The 21571-nt window shown below is 48.8% G+C and carries 19 protein-coding genes; 5 read left to right on the top strand and 14 right to left on the bottom strand.

Annotated elements, in window-relative coordinates; genetic code table 11:
- Positions 1-7 precede the first annotated feature (7 nt).
- Positions 8-1387 (top strand): lactate utilization protein B, encoded by a 1380-nt coding sequence (locus Pan54_RS03230; protein WP_146502136.1) that lies wholly within the window; start codon positions 8-10, stop codon positions 1385-1387.
- Between the two features lie 103 nt (positions 1388-1490).
- Here Pan54_RS03230 and Pan54_RS03225 read toward each other — a convergent pair whose 3' ends face one another.
- Positions 1491-2651, bottom strand: a complete 1161-nt coding sequence (locus tag Pan54_RS03225; protein ID WP_146502135.1) for a glycosyltransferase family 4 protein — start codon at positions 2649-2651, stop codon at positions 1491-1493.
- A gap of 181 nt (positions 2652-2832) precedes the next feature.
- The gene (locus tag Pan54_RS03220) at positions 2833-4218 is read right to left on the bottom strand and encodes a DUF1552 domain-containing protein (RefSeq protein ID WP_146502134.1); all 1386 of its coding nucleotides are present in this window, start codon (positions 4216-4218) and stop codon (positions 2833-2835) included.
- 193 nt (positions 4219-4411) lie between these two features.
- On the opposite strand from Pan54_RS03220, the gene Pan54_RS03215 reads away from it, so the two are divergent.
- Both Pan54_RS03215 and Pan54_RS03210 read left to right on the top strand, forming a co-directional pair.
- Complete coding sequence (locus tag Pan54_RS03215) at positions 4412-5032, top strand: phosphoesterase (RefSeq protein ID WP_146502133.1); 621 nt, start codon at positions 4412-4414, stop codon at positions 5030-5032.
- Between the two features lie 95 nt (positions 5033-5127).
- A complete protein-coding gene (locus Pan54_RS03210) occupies positions 5128-5895 on the top strand; it encodes a hypothetical protein (protein WP_146502132.1) in 768 nt (255 codons plus the stop codon).
- 829 nt (positions 5896-6724) lie between these two features.
- Here the strand turns inward: Pan54_RS03210 and Pan54_RS03205 are convergent.
- The 9 genes from Pan54_RS03205 to Pan54_RS03165 form a co-directional block, all read right to left on the bottom strand.
- The gene (locus Pan54_RS03205) at positions 6725-8956 is read right to left on the bottom strand and encodes a flagellin N-terminal helical domain-containing protein (protein WP_146502131.1); all 2232 of its coding nucleotides are present in this window, start codon (positions 8954-8956) and stop codon (positions 6725-6727) included.
- Between the two features lie 85 nt (positions 8957-9041).
- Positions 9042-10739, bottom strand: coding sequence for a flagellar hook-associated protein FlgK (gene flgK / locus Pan54_RS03200; RefSeq protein ID WP_146502130.1), 1698 nt, complete (start codon positions 10737-10739; stop codon positions 9042-9044).
- A gap of 36 nt (positions 10740-10775) precedes the next feature.
- On the bottom strand, positions 10776-11291 hold the full coding sequence (locus tag Pan54_RS03195) for a hypothetical protein (protein ID WP_146502129.1): 516 nt from the start codon (positions 11289-11291) through the stop codon (positions 10776-10778).
- A 174-nt stretch (positions 11292-11465) separates the two neighbouring features.
- Positions 11466-11735 (bottom strand): rod-binding protein, encoded by a 270-nt coding sequence (locus Pan54_RS03190; protein WP_165441557.1) that lies wholly within the window; start codon positions 11733-11735, stop codon positions 11466-11468.
- A 189-nt stretch (positions 11736-11924) separates the two neighbouring features.
- Positions 11925-13031 (bottom strand): flagellar basal body P-ring protein FlgI, encoded by a 1107-nt coding sequence (locus Pan54_RS03185; RefSeq protein WP_165441556.1) that lies wholly within the window; start codon positions 13029-13031, stop codon positions 11925-11927.
- 79 nt (positions 13032-13110) lie between these two features.
- Positions 13111-13878, bottom strand: a complete 768-nt coding sequence (locus Pan54_RS03180; RefSeq protein ID WP_146502126.1) for a flagellar basal body L-ring protein FlgH — start codon at positions 13876-13878, stop codon at positions 13111-13113.
- A gap of 60 nt (positions 13879-13938) precedes the next feature.
- Entirely contained in the window at positions 13939-15150 is a 1212-nt protein-coding gene (gene flgA / locus Pan54_RS03175) for a flagellar basal body P-ring formation chaperone FlgA (RefSeq protein ID WP_146502125.1), read from the bottom strand.
- Between the two features lie 45 nt (positions 15151-15195).
- Positions 15196-16002, bottom strand: a complete 807-nt coding sequence (gene flgG, locus Pan54_RS03170) for a flagellar basal-body rod protein FlgG (protein WP_146502124.1) — start codon at positions 16000-16002, stop codon at positions 15196-15198.
- Positions 16003-16084: 82 nt separating this feature from the next.
- Positions 16085-16858 carry a flagellar hook-basal body protein gene (locus tag Pan54_RS03165; protein ID WP_146502123.1) on the bottom strand — a complete coding sequence of 258 codons (774 nt, stop codon included), beginning with the start codon at positions 16856-16858 and terminating at the stop codon, positions 16085-16087.
- A 538-nt stretch (positions 16859-17396) separates the two neighbouring features.
- Between Pan54_RS03165 and Pan54_RS03160 the strand changes: the two genes are divergently transcribed.
- On the top strand, positions 17397-18029 hold the full coding sequence (locus Pan54_RS03160) for a hypothetical protein (protein ID WP_146502122.1): 633 nt from the start codon (positions 17397-17399) through the stop codon (positions 18027-18029).
- Here the strand turns inward: Pan54_RS03160 and Pan54_RS03155 are convergent.
- The 3 genes from Pan54_RS03155 to Pan54_RS03145 all read right to left on the bottom strand — a co-directional run bounded on the left by Pan54_RS03155 (position 18026) and on the right by Pan54_RS03145 (position 20093).
- The gene (locus Pan54_RS03155) at positions 18026-18325 is read right to left on the bottom strand and encodes a biotin/lipoyl-containing protein (RefSeq protein WP_146502121.1); all 300 of its coding nucleotides are present in this window, start codon (positions 18323-18325) and stop codon (positions 18026-18028) included. The genes Pan54_RS03160 and Pan54_RS03155 overlap by 4 nt on opposite strands.
- Before the next feature lie 15 nt (positions 18326-18340).
- Entirely contained in the window at positions 18341-19234 is an 894-nt protein-coding gene (lipA, locus tag Pan54_RS03150) for a lipoyl synthase (RefSeq protein ID WP_146502120.1), read from the bottom strand.
- Positions 19235-19373: 139 nt separating this feature from the next.
- Positions 19374-20093: a hypothetical protein gene (locus tag Pan54_RS03145; RefSeq protein ID WP_146502119.1), complete on the bottom strand. Its 720-nt coding sequence runs from the start codon at positions 20091-20093 to the stop codon at positions 19374-19376.
- A gap of 339 nt (positions 20094-20432) precedes the next feature.
- On the opposite strand from Pan54_RS03145, the gene Pan54_RS03140 reads away from it, so the two are divergent.
- The gene (locus Pan54_RS03140; RefSeq protein ID WP_146502118.1) at positions 20433-21473 is read left to right on the top strand and encodes a DUF1559 domain-containing protein; all 1041 of its coding nucleotides are present in this window, start codon (positions 20433-20435) and stop codon (positions 21471-21473) included.
- Positions 21474-21571 lie beyond the last annotated feature (98 nt).

The following is a 21571-nucleotide window of genomic DNA, read 5'->3' as shown; positions in this document are numbered from 1 at the left end:
ATATCTCATGATTGCAAAACATCCTGAACTCGCCGCTGAATTTGTTGCCAATGATGAGCGTGCTCACTGGCATGATCAAGCCCTTTGGTTTGTCCGCAGCAAGCGAGACAAAATGGCTCATACGCTTCCCGAATGGGAAGCTCTGCGGCAAACCGCTTCCGACACCAAAGATTATGTGCTATCGCATCTCGATGAAATGCTGACTCAATTTGCCGCCAACGCCGAAAAACTTGGTGTGCAGGTTCACTGGGCGAAAGATGCAGCCGAGCATAATGAGATTATTCTGAGCATCATCAAAAAGCATGACGCGAAAAAAATTGTCAAAAGTAAATCGATGCTGACAGAAGAGTGCGGACTCAATCCGTTTCTCGAACGTCACGATCTCGAAGTGATTGATACCGACCTCGGCGAACGGATTGTTCAACTTCGTAACGAACATCCCAGTCACATCGTGTTGCCCGCGATTCATATCAGGAAGGAAGAAGTGGGCGAGTGCTTTCACGAACACCTCGGCACCGAAAAGGGATCTTCCGATCCGACTTATCTAACCGAAGCGGCTCGAAATCATTTGCGTGAAAAATTCGTGCAGGCAGACATCGGGATTACGGGAGTCAATTTTGGAATTGCGGAAACTGGGGGATTTGTCGTTTGCACGAATGAAGGCAATGCCGATCTGGGAGCCTCGCTTCCACCGGTTCATATTGCCTGCATGGGACTTGAAAAGATGCTGCCTCGGGCCGCTGATCTGGGGGTCTTTCTGCGTTTGCTGGCCCGCTCCGCAACCGGACAGCCGATTACAACCTACTCATCGCATTTCAATGGTCCACGGGATGAAAACTCGGAACTGCATCTCATTCTAGTCGATAATGGTCGCAGCGAACTGATTGGCGATGCCGACTATCGGAATTCGCTCAAATGCATTCGCTGTGGAGCCTGTATGAATACCTGCCCGGTTTATCGACGCAGTGGCGGGCACAGTTACAAAGCGACGGTGCCGGGGCCGATTGGATCCATTCTCAACCCGGCTCGCGACGCGAAAAAGTATGCATCACTGCCTCACGCCTGCAGCCTGTGCGCCTCTTGCACAAATGTCTGCCCGGTCAAAATCGACTTGCATCATCAGCTCTACACGTGGCGAAATAAACTGGTCCTCCGAAACCTGCTGCCAGCGACAAAACGCATTCCGATGCATCTGGCCAGTTTCTTTATGCAACGTCCCAAACTGTTTTCATTCTTGGGCTACTGGGGCCGTTGGAAACTGAGAATCACTCCACGATTTGTGAAATACAATCGCTTCCTGAACGCCTGGGGCCGACAACGCGAACTGCCGCCAGCTCCGAAGCATTCGTTTCGAGCGGAGTATCGGGCGAAGCGGAAAGCAGAGTAGACTGCAGCGAAAGTGTGGCACGTCCCTGAGCATCGCGAAGGGCGTGGTCGGAGAATAACACCACGCCCATCACTTCGTTCTGGGTCGTGCCACCCATTTCTATTTAATTTCGCCGAGCCAATACCTTTTCATAAACTTCACGAATCCGTCGCGACATCGTTTGATGCCGGAATTGATCGGTAAAGCGTTCGCGGCCGTTTTTTCCGAAGCGGGTTCGCATCTCCTCATCGTTAGCCAGTTGCACCAATGCCTGTGTTAAACCGGTCAGATCATTGCGGGGAATCAGGCAGCCGGTTTCGTTGGGGATTGTGACTTCTCTTGCTCCATCGATATCGAAGCTGACGACCGGCTTTCCAGATATTAAAGCCTGTGGCAATACTCTTGCCAGGCCTTCCCATTGACTTGTGTGAGCAACAATATCGGTCGCCTGCATGAGACGCGGGATTTCTGTCGGGTCAACAAGTCCAGTGAAGATGAAATGATCCTGCAGTCCCTGATCGCGAATTTCATTCAGGTACTGTTCGCGAAGGATACCATCACCAATAAAGAGGAAGCGAACCTGGGGAGCCTGCCGGATGACTTCGGCGGCTACGGCAATGATGGCATCGTGTCCTTTGAGGGGAAACAGTCGACCGATTTTGCCGATCAGAATGTGTTCGTCACTCAGGCCCCATTCTTTTCGCAGGGATGCACGTTCTGTTGGTTCCTGTAGAAACGGTTCGACATCAAATCCGCTTGAAATCGTTGTGTACTGCTCTGGCTTCCCAATTCCCGCGTCGAGATACTGTTGCGACATTGCATCGGCAACGCTGATGTAATGATCGGTCCACTTCTGAGCAATCTTCTCGGCTTTGCGATAAACGCGATAAAGGATCTTATTCTGCCCGTAGTGAAAGGCGGCTCCGTGAATTGTGTGGACACAGGGCAGCTTCAAATCATAAGCAGCCTTACGACCGATAATTCCGGCTTTTGAACTGTGAGTGTGCACGATGTCCGGCTGAAGTTCTCTCAGAGCCGATTTAATTTGTCGAAGTGCGGCCAGTTCATGCAGCGTTTGCAGCTTGCGAAGCAACGATGGGATTTCGATGACCCGGCAACCAGAAGCATGCACAAGATCCATCAGCGAACCTTCAGGACCGGTCGTTGGACCGGTGAATAACGTCACATCATCTCCATGTTCGCGCAGATGATCTTCAATGGTGTGCAGCGTATTCTGCTGCGCTCCACCGATGATCATGCGGGTAATGATGTGTGCAATCTTCAATGCCGACTCCAGTTTGAGGGTTCAATTGGTGTACGCGGCATTGAAGAGTTTCGTAAGAAGATTTTATTGGAAATGTGTGATTTGGAAGGATTATCGATTTATAGGTGCCACGGCTCTGTGAGCCGTGTAATGGGACTTCAATTGTAATTCGCACGGCTCACAGAGCCGTGGCACACGCGATCTAAGCTAATCGATCAAGTGTTCCGTTGCTGTCGCCGAAGGTTTTGCGTTCGATCCCCTGTTTTTGCAACAAGGTGAGATACAGATTACAGAGCGGCGTATCTTTCTTATAGCGGACGCGACGGCCGGGAGTGAGAATGCCGTTGCCGCGGCCAGCCATGATAATGGGCAGGTCGTGGTTGTCGTGCTTGTTGCCATCTTTCAAAGTGGAGCCGAACATGACCAGGGAATGATCGAGCAGGGTTCCGTCGGCTTCTTTGAGGGAACGCATCTTCTCAATGACGTATGCCAGTTGAGCCATGTGCCAAGTGCCGATTTTTTCGTACTGGATCAGTTTATCTTCTTCATTCCGATGATGAGACAAGCCATGGAAGCTGCCGTTGACGCCGTCGATGAAGGAGAAGTTTCGACCTGTCTGAGCGTTCCCGAACATGAATGTGCCAACGCGGGTGGTATCGGTCCAGAAGGCGAGGATCATGATGTCGAGCATCAATTGCACGTGTTCGATGTGCTTGTCTGGAATGCCTGCTCCTGGGCGTTTGACATCGTAGCCGGATTCGTTGATCCAGCGTTTTTGTGGTTTGAGCGAATTTTCAATTCGTCGTTCCACCGCTCGAACGGATTCGAGATACTCGTCAATTTTGGCACGATCATTCATACCAACACGATTTCGCATCGCGTGGGCATCTTCAAGAACGAGATCGAGCACGCTGATGTCGTCCCGAGCCAACGATTTTGCGACAGCAGGATGAGCAGTTGAAAATCCGGAAACAACTGGAGCAGCAGGCCCGGTGCGGAAGAGTCGATCAAAGGCCAGTTGAGGAATGATTTCTTTGGGGACGGGCGTGTGCGGATCGCGCCAGGCGATGTGCGAACCATAAATGCGGGTGAACCCACCGCCAATGTTATCGACACCGGTATAGGCCTCATCGACGCCGAGTTCAAAAGACGGAAGTGGTGTTCCCTGTCCAATGGTTGATGCGAGTAATTGATCGACAGACACTCCACCCGTATCCATATCGCGACCGGAAGTTCGGACGACAAACCCACCAGATAGGAACGCGGGCACTTTGGGCCAGTGGCCATTACGGCCGGAAGTCTGTTCGTTCCAGAGATTTTCCAGCAGCATGATGTCATCTTTGACATTGACCAGAGGCTGCAGCATTGGAGTGAGTTCGAACTTTTCACCGTCGCCCGGTGGGGTGAAGTTCTTCGGGTTCACGCCATTCGGCATAAACAGGAATGCGTTTCTCAAAGGCGGTTTTTCCAGAGCTTCGTTCGCGTTGAGGGCCGGAACCATACTGTCGAGAAACGGCAATGCCAGAGCCGCACCGGCTCCACGTAAAATGGATCGTCTGGAAATTCTCTTGCGAAAAATCGGATTCATTGATTATCTCCGTGAGTCAGCATCGGTCGGACTGCTAGCTAAATACGGCTGGCAATTTGGATTGCGGCGGCGGGCCGTTTGAGGTTTGCGGCAGGGGTGATTATAGTGCGAGAAATCCTTGCAGGCACTACTATCTCATTAAAGTATATCACATCATCGCCTGCTATTGCATCAGGAAAATTGAGGGAATCCCATGACGGAGCAGACTTCTATCGAACAGGTCCTTGTTGTCCCGACCATGCTGTTTCACGAAATTGGACATTTTCAGGGGTTCAATCGAAATACCGAGCCTTACATGAAAACGCTGCTCGATCCGATGCACACGTCATACCGACCACGCGATGAAATGGAGCAGGACACCAGCTTCAAACAACTTATTCCCTACTGTATTTTCATGCACGATGGCCAGGTTTTTCATTACGAACGCGGAACCGACCAGGGGGAATCCCGCCTGCATCGCAAACGTTCGATTGGAGTTGGTGGACATATTTCGACACTGGATGAGTCAGAGACCGAACACGCGTATATACTGGGGATGCGTCGGGAAATTGATGAAGAAATCGAAATCCAGGGAGAATACACTCAAGAACTGGTCGGCATCCTGAATGATGACATTACTGAGGTCGGAAAAGTCCATTTAGGCATTGTTCACCTCTTTAATGTGGATAATCCCAAAGTTTTCCCTAAAGAAGCGTCGATGATACAAACAAGGTTTTCCTCTCCTGCGGAATTATTGGAACAATTAGACCAGTTTGAGACGTGGTCCCAGATTTGTCTGGAGGCGTTGTTCGGTGAGCAAGCTGAAGGAAAATAAAAGAGTCGACGTTTGATTCATGATGAAATGACGTCGCAAATCCCTTTCGTTTCCATTCGGAATCGGGATCCTGATCAGGCAACGGAGTGCCTCTAATGCGATGCAAAAAATTATTTCTACTGACAACTTTCGCCCTGACCTGTGGACTCACAGTTGGTGAATGTTCTGCTCAATCGGCTAAGTTTCCGACCTTTCAGCCATCATCTGGGGAGTCATCAACTCAAGCGGTTCCGACACCTGTTGAGATGAGCAATCGCTTCCCATCGGCTTCTTCAGCACAGCCGAATAGTCCGGTCGCGGAAAACAAGAAGCCAGCTTTCCCAGTGAAACAAATCGCAGAATCGTCAGCTACCCAAACTCAGCTGACGCTGAATGATCTCGGTCGATTGATTCAGAACTTACAACTGACTCCCAAATTGGTCGGCTCGCAATACGATGTTGCCTACCAAGCCGAGATGAACGATCAGGAGATTGAAGTCTTCTTTTCTTTGAAGTTGACAAACGATCAATCGAAAGTTCGCATTCGCGCCTGGCTCGATCCTCGGCCTGAAAGTGAAATTTCCGAAAAGCATCTGCTCGAACTGCTAGCCGCTGGCTCTGAACTCGAATCCTGTTTCCACTTTGGATACAACAAAGATGTTCAGCGATTCCTGCTGGAAGCGATTCTCCCAAACAAGGATTTGACCTCCAAAGACCTCAACACAACCATGTTGCAAGTTTCGGAAGAAGTTTCCAACACATGGTTGCTATGGGCGACTTCGGAATGGGCTACCGGGCCGAGTCAAGTGACACGCGAAGCTGATCTCGATTCCCGCTCGCACATCATCCCAGAAGGTCAATTCGAAATGCCAATTCGGAGATGAAAAAGATTGTGGGTTATGGATAGCCCACAATGAACTCCGTAGGACAAGCTTCCTGCCTGTCGATATTGAATCTGCATAAATCATTTGCTCGTCCCTGAAAAAGCTCTGGCATTGGGGAAACTGATTTTTCTGATCTGGAAGCATCTTAATTTCGCTCCATTTGTAAACGCGAGAAATCAAAACTCTTATCCAAACGGACTTCAGAGTTTTTGAACCGCAGACGCACAGAGGATACGGAGAAATCTTCTCATACAGTGCTGAAATTATTCCCAATGTTTGAGCCTTTCTGGAACTCTGCTGTAAAACAATCTCTGCGACTAGGGATTCAAAGTTTTGTGACTTACGCAAATTTTGAAAACAACCATTTGGGTTCCGGCGAGTTGATCAAGCCAGCTGGGCCGGCAATTCTCGTGTGGACGTCATTAATTCTGATTGTCTAAATTGTTCAGCACTCTGTTGATTTATTGAGCGTCCTGCTTCAGATTTGTTTTTCCCTGATGAAAATGAACCGCGGTTCAATTTCAAAATGATTGGGATGAATCTTCAAATGGCTTAACGAATCTGATTAGACCATTTTCAAATGGTTTCTGCAGTCGCATGGACATCAAATGGCTCAAAACACTGAGTTTGCTCCTGCCTTACGCTGCAGTTCATTTTTGAAAATGCTCTAATATACAAGTCTATAAGGGCAAAGAACTCAATATTGGCTCGTGGTTCAGTAAATTCAATTCTTTTCTCGTAAAGGCTCAATGCTTTCGTACCTGTCAATTGAGGCCTGACCGGTCCATAGCGAATCCGATGTAAAGAATGCCCTGCGTTGCAAAATCGTTTACAGATAGTTGAAGAGATTCAACTGCAGAGTTTGTGCAGCGATTTGCTGGGCGGCCTGGATAGTTACCTGCAAGTTTGAAAATAGCGTAATCGCTTCGGTCATATCGGTATCGAAGACTTCCGAGAGTGATTCCTGAATCTGAATATCTTCATCGGCCAATTTATTGGCATAGCGATCGAGTGATTGCAGTCGACCGCCAACATCTCCTCGCAGAAAGTTGAAGTCGGCAAATTCTGATTTCAGTGCACCAGAAATCACTTCCAATTCCTGATTATTGCCCGTATCCAATGCGTCCCGAAGACGAAACATCAAATCGAGCAAGCCTGTCGATCTCTGCGGATTCGGATCGGTTCCAATTAGGTCGACGACACCATCTTCACTTCCGACAACTCCCAATGCAGCCGAAACCACATTATCGGCAACAGTCAAACTCCCTGTCCCGGAATTGTCATTCAGCTGAAAGCTCTCCGATACAGAGCTGTGAGTCATCACGAGATTGCCGGGATCGACCGCGTTGACGGCATCGAGCACATCCTGAACGGTCAGTGCGGCAGACAAATCGACGTTCACGACAGAGCCATCCCGACGGGTAATGTCGAGAGTAGAGGCCCCAACAGGAACCCCTGCTCCGTTATTGAGACTGGACAATAAGTCGAGAGCCGATTCTGCACCGACAGCAGTCCCTTCCAGATCAGCATTTCCGTCTTCAGTTCCGGAGATCTTCAAAGCACTGGTAACAGCATTTTCCTCGACTGTTAATGCTCCTGTTCCCGATGAATCACTCAGACGCAATCCGTTTCCGGTGGTGTTGAATGACGCGACCAGAACTCCAGGATCGACCGCATTGATTAAGTCAACAACATCTTGAACCGTCTTGGCGCCAGCCAGTGAAATACTGACCTCGGTTCCATCGCGTCGAATCAGATCAAATTCAGAAGTACCATCCACGGGTACGCCTTTTCCGGAATCGAGCGATGAAAGTTGTGTGGTTCCAGAAAATGTCTGTAGACCCAGCCCAGCCGCATTCGTGCCGCCATTTTCAGCGATCGAGAGTCCGACTCCACTCAAGCGACTGATGACCTGCAGTCCTTTTCCATCGGCGGTAAATCCGCCTTCGACATCGACATTGGCTTTTTTCAGAGCATTGAAAAAGTCTTCAACAGTGGTCAGGCCATCAAGATCGATCGTTTCCGATTGAATTCCATTGGTCACAACAATCCCTGTCCCGGCAGTCGGTCCAATTCCAGCTCCACCGTTCAGAGAGGCAAGTGTTGTCAATCGGCTCAAGCGTGGATCCAGGTCCTTGGATGTGATGCTGGCTCCGGCAGTGGATTTAATTCCCAAATCGCCAGCCACGCGGCTGTTTGGCAAATCGGCAACGGCGACCGTTCCTGCACTTGGAGTCAGTGTGATCCCCGTAGCAGTGATGCCGACGGTCAAATCTCCGGCAAAAGGAGCTTCAAGGCGTGTGACAAAATCTTGAATGGTATCGGCTGATGATAAATCAATTTTCTCTGTTTGCGGTCCTCCACCAGTGTCGACGGTCACTTCAATAATTCCTAACTCGACACCGGAGCCCCCAAATAAATCCTGAATTCGAGTTGCGGAATTGAGTCTGGGATCCAGATCACTTCCGTTGACGGACGCGGTGGGATTGAGTGCCTGTTGAGGATTGACATTATTGGCCAGCAGACCATCCGTGGAGATGAAAGAACTGATCTCAGTCAGAGTCCCAGAGAATTTGATTGCATCATTATTACTTGAAAACGAAAACGGAGCCTGGGTGTTATTCGTTCCTCCAAACAGATATCGTCCGCGGAACTCGGTATTTCCCGCATTAACAATCTCCTGGATTAAGGTACCGACCTCTGTCGAGAGTTGCTTTTTCTCTGTTGCAGATGTCGAATCGCCAAGTCCAGAGAGAATGATCGAATTGAGTTGGTTATGGACATCTCCAATACGGCTCAATGTGTTTTCTGACGCTGAGAGCAAAGAGCGGTTGACTTCGACATTGTCTGAGACTTGTTGATTTCGTTCCTGCGTCTGCTGAAGCAGAATCGTTTTCAATGCTGCAGCCGGATCTTCCCCGATGGTCTGAAACTGCTGACCGCTCGAAATTCGATCCTGCAGTTGCAGAAATGCGCGCGTACTCGAATCCAGATTCTGCAGCGAACGGCTGTAAATCAATGAACTCGGAATTCGGCCAGTTTGAATAGGTCCCAGTGACACGTTTCAGATTCTTTCTCAATCGTTTTCTAAAAGCCTGACTTGGTTGACGATTCTATTTTCGTGTCCAATTTTCAAGCTTATTGCTTTAAATACTCAGTAACACATTGAACAATTCATCGACCGTACTGATAATTCGCGCGGCTGCTGCATAACTTTGCTGAAGTTCCATAATATTGATGGCTTCTTCATCAAGGCTGACTCCCGAATTCTGCAAGCGCAATCCCCCCAGCGAATTATGATAGGAATTGAACCCCTCCGCCAAAGCGGACTCGGCTGCTGAAGAACTTGCGATCTGTGAGGTTAAACTGGAGTAGAAATCATCCAGGCTGACATTCCCCAGTCGACTTGAAGGATTGGCAAAAAATGTTGCTAACGACTGTGCATTCAGATTGTCTCCTGGTCCATTCCCCAAACCCGCAGCAAACAGATGTGGATTATTCTTCAGGGTTTCGTTCACCGCAATATCGTTGGAATCTTTGCCTTGAAAGAAGGTGTTGATTCCCAGAGCGGCCAGTGCTCCGCTGCTGTCGTTACTGAATTTGACTTCAAATCCAGCATCTGCTTTGAGCGTCAATCGGCCCACATTGTCGATGCTGGCTGAGAGGTTTCCCACGGCATCCAGAGCCGTCTGAAGATCATCGAGTGAAGTATCATTCCCGTTCAAACCATCCAGATCGATATTGATTCGCGTAGTGACAGTCGCTTCTGTAGCCCGATCATAAATCTTGATTTCAAAGCTGCCATGTTTGGGAGTCAAACCCAGCCCGGCTGTATTCAAGCTGGCCGAGGTGTCATCAATTGTATTTGTTGCAGTGACCGACTCATAACCTTTCAAGCCTTCTCCAGAGGCATGAATCAGGTTCACTTCCTGAATGACTGCTTGAGCGTACTTGTCCAGATCGTCGGCAAACCCCCCTAGAATATTGTCCCGAGCATCAATCGCACCTCCCAATTCTCCTGAAGTGGATGTTACAGGAGATTTTGATTTTGCAAAATTGACTTCGCTGGTAATGACACCGCGGTCGGATTTCGTCGCCGTCTCAAGGTGCTGGGAGTTACCATTGAGGACCAGGAAGTCAGACCCTGAATGGACATCAATAGAGCCAGTACTATGTTCGTTCGTGCGAATGGGAACAAGTTCGGAAAGACGATTCAGCGCGGTCAATCGTTCCGAACGGAGACCACCCGCCTGACTGCCATTCAGACCGGCTGACTCCAGTCTTACAATTTGCGTATTCAGTTTCGCAATTGAATCGACAAGCCCGTTGACTTCATCGACATAGCCTTTGATATCGCTTGTGAGAGCCGTTCGAGTCCGATCAACATTTGCACGGATATCCTGAATCGATGTCGCTAGTTGAGCTCCCTCTTGAAGTACGATTTGCCGATTGCTGATCAACTCCGGTTGATTAACAACCTCATTGATAGAAGCAGAAAATGCATTGAGTTGCGAGGAGAGATCTCCAGAACCCAATTCCCCCAGGATCAACTCGAGTCGACCATAAACTTCGCTGCGAATATCGGCACTGCCTGCATCGGTATTGGCGGCATGCAATTGCTGTTCGAGATGGTAATCGAGCTGTTGACGAATCCCGTTATCGCGGGCCCCGGTTCCCAGAATCAGTCCACCAGCTTCATAAGGCGTATTGGTTCCAAGACCAAGTTCTTCGCGAACATAACCGGGCGTATTCGCGTTGGCGACGTTCTGACCGGCAACCTGAATCCCAGCTGTAAACAGCTCAAGGGATCGCCCGGCGGTCATTAATGTTGCATTGAGTCCCATAGTTACAGATTTCGTCGACAGAGTTTGAAATCGGAATCAGATTGATGCATCGAACAACGAGCCACCACCGGCATCGTATTGAGTGTTGGGGTCCTGGTTATACGTTGCCTGTTTCATCCCTCGTTGAGCAATCAACTCCAGAGCCGTGCTGTAATATCGTGAAGCACGATGTGCGAACGTCCATAACGACCACGACTGTTGACGAAGTTCCAAGCCGAGCGAGCGAGCTTCCAGGAATTGATCCATTAACGGTTTCAATGCCAGCCAGCCTTGTATTTGACATACTTGATGAAGTGTTGCCCCTGTTGAACCGGTTCGCTGTAAATTGTGGAGGAGATGCTCTCGAAGTGAGAGCACCTGTGTGAGCTTTTGTTGCAGTAATCGTTCCTGTCGCTGCAGTTCGGTGACCTGATTGAAATCGCGGGCAATCAAAGCGGCTTTTTTAGCCGGATGCAGCGCGATCAGGTTTTTCTGAGCTGTTGTCAGTTCCGTAAGAAATCTGGAGATCTCTCTGGGATAACCTGTCAGTTCATTTTCTGGTGCAGTCGACATACAAATCCTCTTTTAATCAAGGAACCATTGAGCCCAATGTTTTCCCATCAGACCTGGCGCACGGAGAAGCCGCACATTCGGTTCTATCATTAAAATCGGAATATATTACCAGCAGGGTGTGTAGCAGTTACCTTCAACCTGTCGGTTCTCCCGAAACTCGTCCGGTCGTAACGATTAGGCAAGATAGTTAATTTTACTGCCCGCTTGAGCCTGCTTCGCATCGAGATTATTACGGAAGCTTTCGTACAGGGAATCGCTGAAAGCAGCTCCATGATTCTCTGCCAGGTCTTCTGAAATCTGCTGATCAAGCTGCGATCGGAACGCCTGTTCGGCCTGTCCACCATCCATATACTGCACCGTTTGCTGAGTACTCCGTAATGCTTTGAGCATCTGCTTGTAAAAAGTACTCGCCACAAATTTCTGAAACGCTTTTTTTGTCGTCATCGATGAATCTGGCCTGGCAGTTTGCTCAGTCATCTGATTGACAGAATATTGAGGCGACGCCAGTGACGACGAAATGGTGGAGTTGCTCATGGGAAGGCTTAGGGGGTGGGAGGTTAGAGATTTGAGGGCGACATTTAAAGCTAGAAAGAGCAGTAGGGTGCGTCAGGACGCACCCTGCAATTCATTGCTCTAAATCTCTTCGTAAATTGCGTGGAGTTTGCCGGAGCGGGAAAGTTCTCGGAGGACTTCAATCATCGCTTCGCGAGGAACGCCGAGTTGATTAAGAGCCTGTACAAGCTGGTCGAGTCTGGAGTTGGTGCGTGTCAATTGCTCATCGGTCAGAGGACGAAACTGAGCTCCATCGATGAAGTTTGTAGAGCCGCCGATCGTGATTTGTAAGTTGGGATGATTGATCAGCACAGGGCTCAATTCGACATCGCCGGAAAGAATCACAACTCCAGTCGATGTATTCACCTGCACGCGTGACATGCTGTGTGGTGAGGTTACTTTCAAGTCCATAATTTCGGCAATGAACTCAATTGGCGTCTCTCGCCAAGTCTTAGGGATCGTGACATCAATAATACTGGGGCTGACTGCTTTCGCATGTTGTTTATCGAACGATTCAAAAGCAAACGCTTCGTTGACGACTTCAGTGATCATTCGAGCAGAAATGAAACTCGAGTGAGATTCATCGAGCAAAAGTCGGATTTTAGGATCGCCGGAGGATTGATCGACAATTTGCGAAAGATACTGCGAGCTCTGAAAGAGGTCGGCTTCGAGAACGATACCGCCGGGAATTCTGGCCTTCGTTTGTATGGACGCATCTTCAATCACAAGTGCTCCGGAAGCGGTTCCGACCAGTCGTTCATCGCGAATATCAGCCATTTGCAGAGGGGAGATCAACAAGCGTCCCCCGCGAAGGCTTTTTGCACCGAGATAGGAGCTGACATAGCAATCGAGCCGTTGTCCACGATTGAGTCCGGTTTTCGGAATGGTGGCATCGATCATCACAATCGCAACGTTATCTGCATCCCGAAGTTCCCGAGGGTCGAGCACGGGGGCATTCATATTTTTCATCGCGGTAGCCAATGCCCGAATCGTTGGCCCGGCATCACCACCATCTCCTGTTCCATCCAATCCAATCACCAGCCCCATACCAGTCAAGCGGACTTCCTTATGCCCATGCAAAGTGCAAATACTCTCCAGACGCACCTGTGCAGAAAGTGTTGTGCTGAACATCAGCAGGATGACCAGGGGAATGGCTTTCACACAATGATGGAGATGAAAGAACTTCATGGGAGGGAAATTTCGTTGTGGGGGGAGGTGGTTGTCGTGTGGGGAAAGATTGTGCATTGAGTTCGAGTGTCTAAACGAATTAGAAAGGCCAGATCACATCCATGATTTTCGTTCCCCAGCGACGATTTGTACTTGAGTAAACACGGCCTTTTTGTCGTTTTTCGATATTCAGATTCGCAATATTTTCACTGAGGACCGTGTTGTTATTTGCGATATCTTCAAAACGAATTTCGCCATGCAAAGTGTATTCCCACAGGTCATCGTTGGCATCGATACTTTTCCGAGCTTCAAGCACAATGTTTCCATTCGGACGGATATCGACGATGGTAGCCGCGATTCGATAGGTGATTCCCTCGGCATCGGTCACCTGACCGGTGGTTTGCAGTCGCTCCTGTTGACTGGCATCAATCGCTGGACTGGTGGTGGCGGAGTTCTCAAGTCTCAATCCATCGTTCAGGCGAACAAAGTCTTTTAATTCCGACTTGAATGTCGATGTTCGCTGACGATTGAATCGGGAATTAAGCGTCACTTCCGACCGTTCACTGACGATCACGGTCACGATGTCGTTGATCATGTATTCCTTGAGAGGAGGTTCATCTATATAGATCAGCGAAAAATCTTTTACCGACGGAGGTGGCAATTGATAGGAGGGCATAGGAGCCTGCTGAGGCATCTGTCTGTAATCTTGAGCTGGTGGCTGCTGATACGGATATTGAGACTGCGGCTGATAGGGTTGCTGAGACTGCGGTTGACTATATTCATCAAAGGGTGACGGCCCCTGCGCCAGCACACTTTTTGATGAGCCCATTGCGAGCAGTATCAAACCAATAAGAAGTTTAATTTTCATGGAAACATTTCTCGAAACGGCAGCATGTGTGAAGTGACCTGTATCGCAAATTATTTAGTTTTAAGGCAATTGAGCAGGCTGGTTAGCCAGAACACGATGTGAGCTTGACGATGATCGATTCAGGGGCGTCATCTGTGGTTGAGCTGAGGTCTGACGAATGACTCCAGCATTCGAAATTGGTTGATTGGGAGTATCCGTATCAATCAGTTCCAGCCCCGTCGATTTGACGGGAGTCAGGTTCTTTACTGTTGATTGTGTGAGTGTCGGTGAGGGTGTCTGGTGCGCGGATTGATGGTTCATCGAAATCACGGCAGCACGATAGCCAGACACGCGGGCCACAATTCGTTCTTTACTGTCCAAAGGAGAAAGCGTTACAAATTGTCCGAGTGTTCCTTCTTCATGACATTTGCAATACCGCATCACAGAAATTGATCCGATTTGAGCGGTAACGGCGACAATATCATTCCGACGAACCAGAGGCAGCATGCGGATATCATCTGCTTGAATTGCAGCCAGGGCTCTTATGTTTTTGGATGTTTCAGTTCCGACAACCGCTGAAGGTTCAGAAAACCCATCGGTTGCAGATTCCGCATCAATCCAGATCAAATCGATTTCTCGGATGACCTGTCCGCGTGGCAAGCCATGCTTAAGTGCCAGCAAACGGGGTTTCTGTGTGACGTGACACGCGACAGGAAAAGAAAATGGCAATCCCTCAGTCGATGTGAACGATACCGTCATCTGCTGCAATCCGGTCCACGGCTGCTGACCACCTTGAATTGTTAACGTTAAACGCGGCGTCAATTCTACTGGCAGCGTAGCGACGCTGGATTCCTCCAGAGTGACTTCAATTGTTCCCAGGTCAGCAGATTGTTGAGAAAGAAAAGTTCGTATGGAGGCTTCAACATGCTCGACGCGTTGCCGATTTGCTATCGGCGCGACAGACTTGGGAATCGCTTTAGGACGTTCCTGAGTCACGATGGATTCTGTTGCTCCCACAAATCGCATATCGGTTTGGTCGATTCCCCGCAATGCAAGTTCGCGACGAACGGTATCGAGTGGTATCCGAAATTCTCGACCGGCTGCAGGAGCCGGCCCGATGGTCAAATCTTCCAGATGTTTTTGAGTTGCCTGATCACATTCGGCGATTTCTGCGATGTCTCCCAGTCGCACGAGCGATCCCTGCATCTGTACTGCAGGCAATAGCCGAATCGTCACTGCAAAAACCGGTGAGGTCAGCAGAGAGAGTATCACAATTGCCTGTAAAAATTTCATCCAATCACTTTCTTCAATTCGCTGACTGTGTCATTTTAAACTCACTTAGAATCTGCGTAAGTTGTTGACAAGCTGCAGCATCTGATCGCCCGCTTTGAGGGCTTCACTGTTCAGTTCGACATTGCGCTGGGTTTTGATCAGGTCGACCAGCTCTTTCACCGGTTCGACATTCGAGGATTCTAACGCTCCTTGCAGGATAGTTCCGAACGCTTCTGTATCCGGAAATCCCGTGATGGGAGAGCCGGATGCATCCGATGCAAAATACAGGTTTTCTCCACCTTGAATCAAACCTTCGGGATTGATGAAGCGGGCCAGAGAAATTTGTCCGGCATTTGTTAATGTTGTATTTCCAGCCTCGCGGTAGGAAACTTGTCCGTCGACACTGACAGTGATGTCAGTTGCATTGGCTGGGATATTAATGTTCGGTTCGAGCAATCTCCCCAGGTTCGCTGAAGACATGACGAGATCACCACTGGCATTTGGTGTGAATGTTCCAGCTCGCGTGTAGGCAATTGCCCCGCTGGAATCGACCACCTGAAAAAAGCCTTCTCCTTGAATCATAAAATCTAAGGTGCCACCAGTCAGGTTTGGGGAGCCCTGTCGGAAGTCCACTTGAGTGGCTCGCACGTTTGTTCCCAAACCAAGTGCAATGCCTGTTGGGGTTTCCGTTCCTGTTGCTGGAGAGACAACGCCCGGCAACTTGAAGTGTTCATAAAACAGATCTTCAAACTCGGCCCGGCTGCGTTTGAAGCCCGTTGTCCCCGCGTTCGCCAGATTGTTCGCAATCACATCGAGCTGGAAGAGATTGGCTTCCATGCCCGTTGCGGATGTATTCATTGTTCGTAAACTCATCGTTTTCCTCTCGTGATCCCGAATGGTTTTTCGAGATGTTGTGATTGAACTCTAAGGCATATGCAGATGAGAGTTGTTAAAATCAATTTTTTCCGATCGCCTGCAAAAGTTGTCCGAGAGAATTGTCCTGGTGTTGAATCAGATTCATGTTGGCTTCGAAACCGCGTGAGGTTTGAATCATTTCCAGCATTTCTTTGACTGGTTGAACCCCAGAACCCTCTTGATATCCCTGACGTACTTGTGTTTCAGGACCTGCTGGCTGCACAGCCGATTCGTCGATGCTATAGAGACTGTCACCCTGTTTTTGCAGCAGCCGGTAGTCGGTCGGCTCCACCACGTCAAAACGTCCCAGAGGAACAGGAAGATTGGTCAGAGGATCGATCGCAGTGAGGAAACCCTCCTGACTGATTTGCAGTTCACTGCCCGGCGGCACCGATATCGGTTTGCCGATCTCATCCAGAACATGATACCCCGTATCGACTTCCACGAGATCAGAATCGGCATTGAGTGTAAATGAACCTCGGCGTGTCAGGAATTCCGACTCACCATCGGTCACACGATAAAACCCTGGCCCTGCCAGAGCGGCATCCAACGGAGATCCCGTATTGTTTAGTGGACCTTGTGAATGATCGGTAAATGTTTCGACTGCAATTGCAGAGCCGGGATGATCTTCCAGTCCCGGAGGAATGCCATATTGGTTGCCGTCGAGTTGTGCCTGCTGTTGTCGCACTCCAAAAACAGCCAGGTCACGTTTAAAAGAGGATGTGCTCGCGTTCGCGATGTTATTCGAGACCGTATCCATCTTCAAAGCCTGAAGATCGGCTCCGACGGCTGATTGATAGAGTCCGTATAACATGGATTAATTCCAGATTCACCAGGGATGGTGATGAAAGGCAGGCTGAAAGGAGGGATTGTCGGAGAGTTATGACGAGCGATGAGGAAACAGCCGCGCACTATCCAACAATAAAATGGGGTTTCATCTTTGAAGATCGACCATTCCAGCCTGCCTCTTGAGAAAAATCGTTAAAATCAGAAACGACAACCCAAACCACCTCATTTGCCAGTGCAACCCGGGTTATCAAACCTACTTGCTTTTAAGGAAATGCCAGAGACATTCCTAAATCCAGGACATCATCCAAAGGACAAATCGTCGATAGAAATAGAGGAGTTGCAATCTCCTGAACTGGTACTCCTAAAGTGCCAGGAATAGGTGAAATACCAGCGGAAACCACGCCCATCACTTCGTTTTGGGACGTGCCACCTTAGACCCTAAAGCATTTTCAAATGGTAACTGCAGTCGCATGGACATCAAATGTCCTAAAAACGATGTGTTTGCTCCTACTGAACGCTGCAGGTAATTTTTGAATATGCTCTAAACCCTAAACGCGATTTCCATGTCTCTCGATCCCAAATGGTGGCATAACTTGCGGTTCCCAGTTTGTGCAGTAATCGCTGTCGGACTGTTTGGGACGGCTCTTCTTGCGCCAATAGCCGATCGAAATGCCAAACTCCGTCAGGTCTGTCATGACCAGCAGTGGGAATTGCTGGAGATTGAAGAGCATAATCTGTTGCGAGTTCAATTTCTGGAACGACTCAAAACCGATCCCGATCTGGTAAGACGCCTCAGTCGAAACGAGGCTGCTTTGGCTCAGCGACAAGTCCAGAGTATTAATGTTCCGTTCGAATTGGCCATTCATCCCGATGCAATGCTTAGAGTCGAGGAGGCTTCTGGAAATATCCCATCTCAAGCACGAGAGCAGCCTGATTCCCAGAGGACAGTAATTCAGTCCGTCATAGAAAAAGTCTCTGCATCGTACGAGATCCAGAAAATCCTGCTGGGATTGGCGGTGTTCTTTCTCATTTGCGGAACGATCTCACTCCCTCGACTCCTGCAGACCACGCGCGACCAGTGGAGTGCAAAAATTGTGAGCGGCCTGCGAAAAAGATATCTTCATCACCAGAAACATACCCAGCCTAATGCTCCTCATATCGAGTCGATGAAAGCCAAAACGAGCCGTCGTGATTAGTCTGTGCTGGTTAGACGAACCAGAGCAATCTGTTGTCCAGGTTCGACAGGATCGCGAAGTTTAGCGAGAATTCGCACCAGCATTCCTGATTTTTCCGCAGAAACATCAATCACCAATCCCGGCCAGGTGATTTGATAGAGCAAATCACCTGCAGCGAATTCATCGGACTTACTCAGATACCACGCAGTGATCTCGCCTGAAATCTCAACCAAAGGATCAATGCCGGGATGGGGGGCTATTAGTGGAGTTGTTTCCAGCGGATTGAAATCGGGTTGAGAGGGTAAATTCCTGGACATGAGAAGTATTATACTTCAGGAAGTCGCCTCTGCCGCCATTTCACCGGCATGGTAACTTGATCTGACAAACGGTCCACTCGCAACCATCGAAAACCCAAGTTTCCGGCACTGTTCGCCGAGTTCATCAAACTCTTCTGGCGGAACGAATCGCTCGACAGGAAGTTGATCTGCGGAAGGTTGCAGATATTGTCCCATCGTGAGCATATCGCATCCAACGGCTCTCAAGTCTGCGGCCACATCGAGAACTTCATCAAAGGTTTCTCCCAGGCCAAGCATTAACCCACTCTTGGTTGGCATGTCGGGAGCTTCATCCTTAACTTGCTTCAGTAAATCGAGTGATCGCTGATAAATAGCATTTCTGCGAACCCGACTGTACAAGCGGGGAACAGATTCGACATTGTGATTGAAAACATCGGGGCGAGCTTCAACCACACGGGAAATTGCGGCACGATTGCCGCGAAAGTCGGAAGTCAGAACTTCGACATCGGCTCCGGTCTTTGCCCGGACCGCCTGCACACACTCATAAAAATGCTCGGCTCCCCCATCGGGCAGATCATCGCGTGTCACGCAGGTGATCACGACATATTTCAAGCCGAGACGAGCGGCTGCTTCAGCAACGCGTTCCGGTTCATCGATCAGAATCTCACCAGTTTTCCCTTTAGGCACGGAACAGAACCCGCAAGGGCGAGTACAGACATTCCCAAGAATCATGAACGTAGCAGTTTTTTGGGCCCAGCATTCTGTTCGATTCGGACATTTTGCACTCTCGCAAACCGTTTCCAAATTCAGATCTTCGATAACATTTGAGGTAAATGCCATTTCGGTACTAGGCAGCGGACGCTTCAACCACTTAGGTAATCGGCGTTTAGGACGTTCTGGCTGCGGAGTAACGATGGTTAACTGTTGCATAGGATTCGACTCAGGAAGCGTGGTTCAAATTAAGGAGCGTGCATCTGAAACGATTATAGACCTTCTCCTCTGCTCTGCGTACCGTCTGATGAGAGTTCGTCTCAAAATGAGCAAATTTGTTTGCGATTGAACTCAAAAATCAGTCGAGTTCATCCAGATTGGGTAAATCACTCAAACGATACTTTTTAAGAAGTGGATGCGTCGTGAAAATAGAAATTTTTGAATCCGTCAACCATTGGCTGAATTGATCAACAATTGCGGTTTTAAGGGATTGAATCGATATTTTCTGCATTATTTCTGCAGAGAGACTTGAATTTTGAGGCCGTGAACTGATTCGATAATTATGACTCACATTCAAGTAAATCACACTTTGTACGATGGAATCTCGAACCGTAAACGCCGTTCTGGCGACTACTCCCGAACGCCCGTGAATCCCGAAACCCGGCTCAAGAGTAAGGTTACGAATTCCAACTTGCATACAGGCCTCTTTGACGAGAACTTCAACCGCCCGACAGAATGACAAGGGCGACAGTTCTGTTTTTTCGAGGGAGAAGGTCACAAACACTCCCAACTGCCCTGGTCCATGCTCCCACAAACCACCCGGTCGATTGACGGCAATCGCCTGTCTGCGAGCAGCTAGTAATTCAGAACTGACTGAAGACGTTTCCCGAAATTCCTCGGCTGAATTTCCTGCAGAACGACACGCGGAGTGCTCTGTCAGAACAGCAACCCCACTATGAATCACTTGTTGCCGAACCTCCAAAGCAAAGTGCTTTTGCATTAACAGAAGCGAAGAGAGATCGAGATACCTCAACAAAAAGCAATCGAGTGTTCGAGGAGCCCTGAGAATTGTTGTCATAATTGAGATCCGTTGTCAAAAACGGCTACGATCTGATACGAGCAGTAAAATGAGAAATGAAATCCCAAAAACGACATTTATCGCTATAAATGAGATTAATTTGGGTCGTCGATATTCTTTTTCAAGTGGGTGTTTATAAAATTTCAGGATTTTTTGATATTTTCCGAAACTTTGGTCTTGATATATTGATTCGCATCGACGAAGGTCGATATGGCGATTCCGCCACTTTTACGCGTACATAATCAATTTAATGTCTTTCGACATTGAGCTTCCCATCTACATATCTTCTTAAGTACGCAAACGGGAAGATTCTATCATCCAATTCAAGGAGTACTTGAGATGAGTAAGAATTTCAGTGCCTTTCAGTTTCGTAAGGCGTTCACATTAATCGAGCTACTTGTAGTGATCGCAATCATTGCAATCCTGGTTGCTCTTCTTCTCCCCGCAGTGCAACAAGCCCGAGAAGCGGCTCGCCGATCTTCCTGCAAGAACAATCTGAAACAGATCGGATTAGCACTTCATAATTATCACGATACTTATCGTGTCATGCCACCGGGATATATTGGAGATTATGGTCATTACAGCAATTCCGGCGGCACGCCTCTTGTTCATCCCAAAGGAGCAAATAATAACGTGGGACAATGGACCTGGACGGCTATGATCGCTCCGATGATTGAGCAGAGTGCTGCTTTTGATGCTCTCAATGTCAGTGGTCGCAGCGGAGCCGCAGCGCTGAACAACTGGGCAAACACTCAAGCTGTCTTCCAAACTCCAGTCGCCTCGTTACGTTGTCCATCCGATACTGGTCCAGATACTGCGGGTGGGCTCAGACGACCTTCTACAGCAGGTGGAACAAGACGCAACGTGGCTGTTGTGAATTATGTTGGAGTGAATCGTGGTGCCAACAGCCATAATGTCCGAGCCAGGAAAAATCAGTCGAACGGTATCTTCTACGTGGACAGTAAGGTCCGTTTCCGAGACATCACAGACGGGACAAGTAACACATTGATTGTTGGAGAAAGAGCATGGAGATACAAGGTGACGAATCCTTCCACCGGGGGTCTGGATAATGTCGATTCCCGAGCATCAAACCTCTGGATCACGAGATCATCTAACGATCCGAATAATGAATGTGGTGGCTGTGGCTATTCAGATGCCCTGGGAGTGACCGGCATCGGGGTCAACGGCAAGGATCTTTACAATGCATCCTTTGTCTTACAGCAAGGCCGAGCCAGAGGAAAGTTCTCATCATTTCATGATGGAGGAGCTCAGTTTGTGCTTTCTGATGGATCCGTTCGATTTCTTTCTGAGAATCTCAGCACGACGACTTATAGTCGATTGGGCAATAAATCAGACGGAAATCTAATCGGTGAATTCTAATTCTCTCGGCTGGATTTTACTCTTTTCAGCAGTCGGCTACTTTTCAAAGGTGTCGGCTGTTTTTATGTACCGTTTTTACTCCGTTTTACTTGGGCCCG

Origin of the sequence: Rubinisphaera italica, assembly GCF_007859715.1 — a bacterium.
GTDB lineage: Bacteria > Planctomycetota > Planctomycetia > Planctomycetales > Planctomycetaceae > Rubinisphaera > Rubinisphaera italica.
Note: the sequence above shows the minus strand (reverse complement) of the source record. Positions and strands in the feature narration are given on the sequence as shown.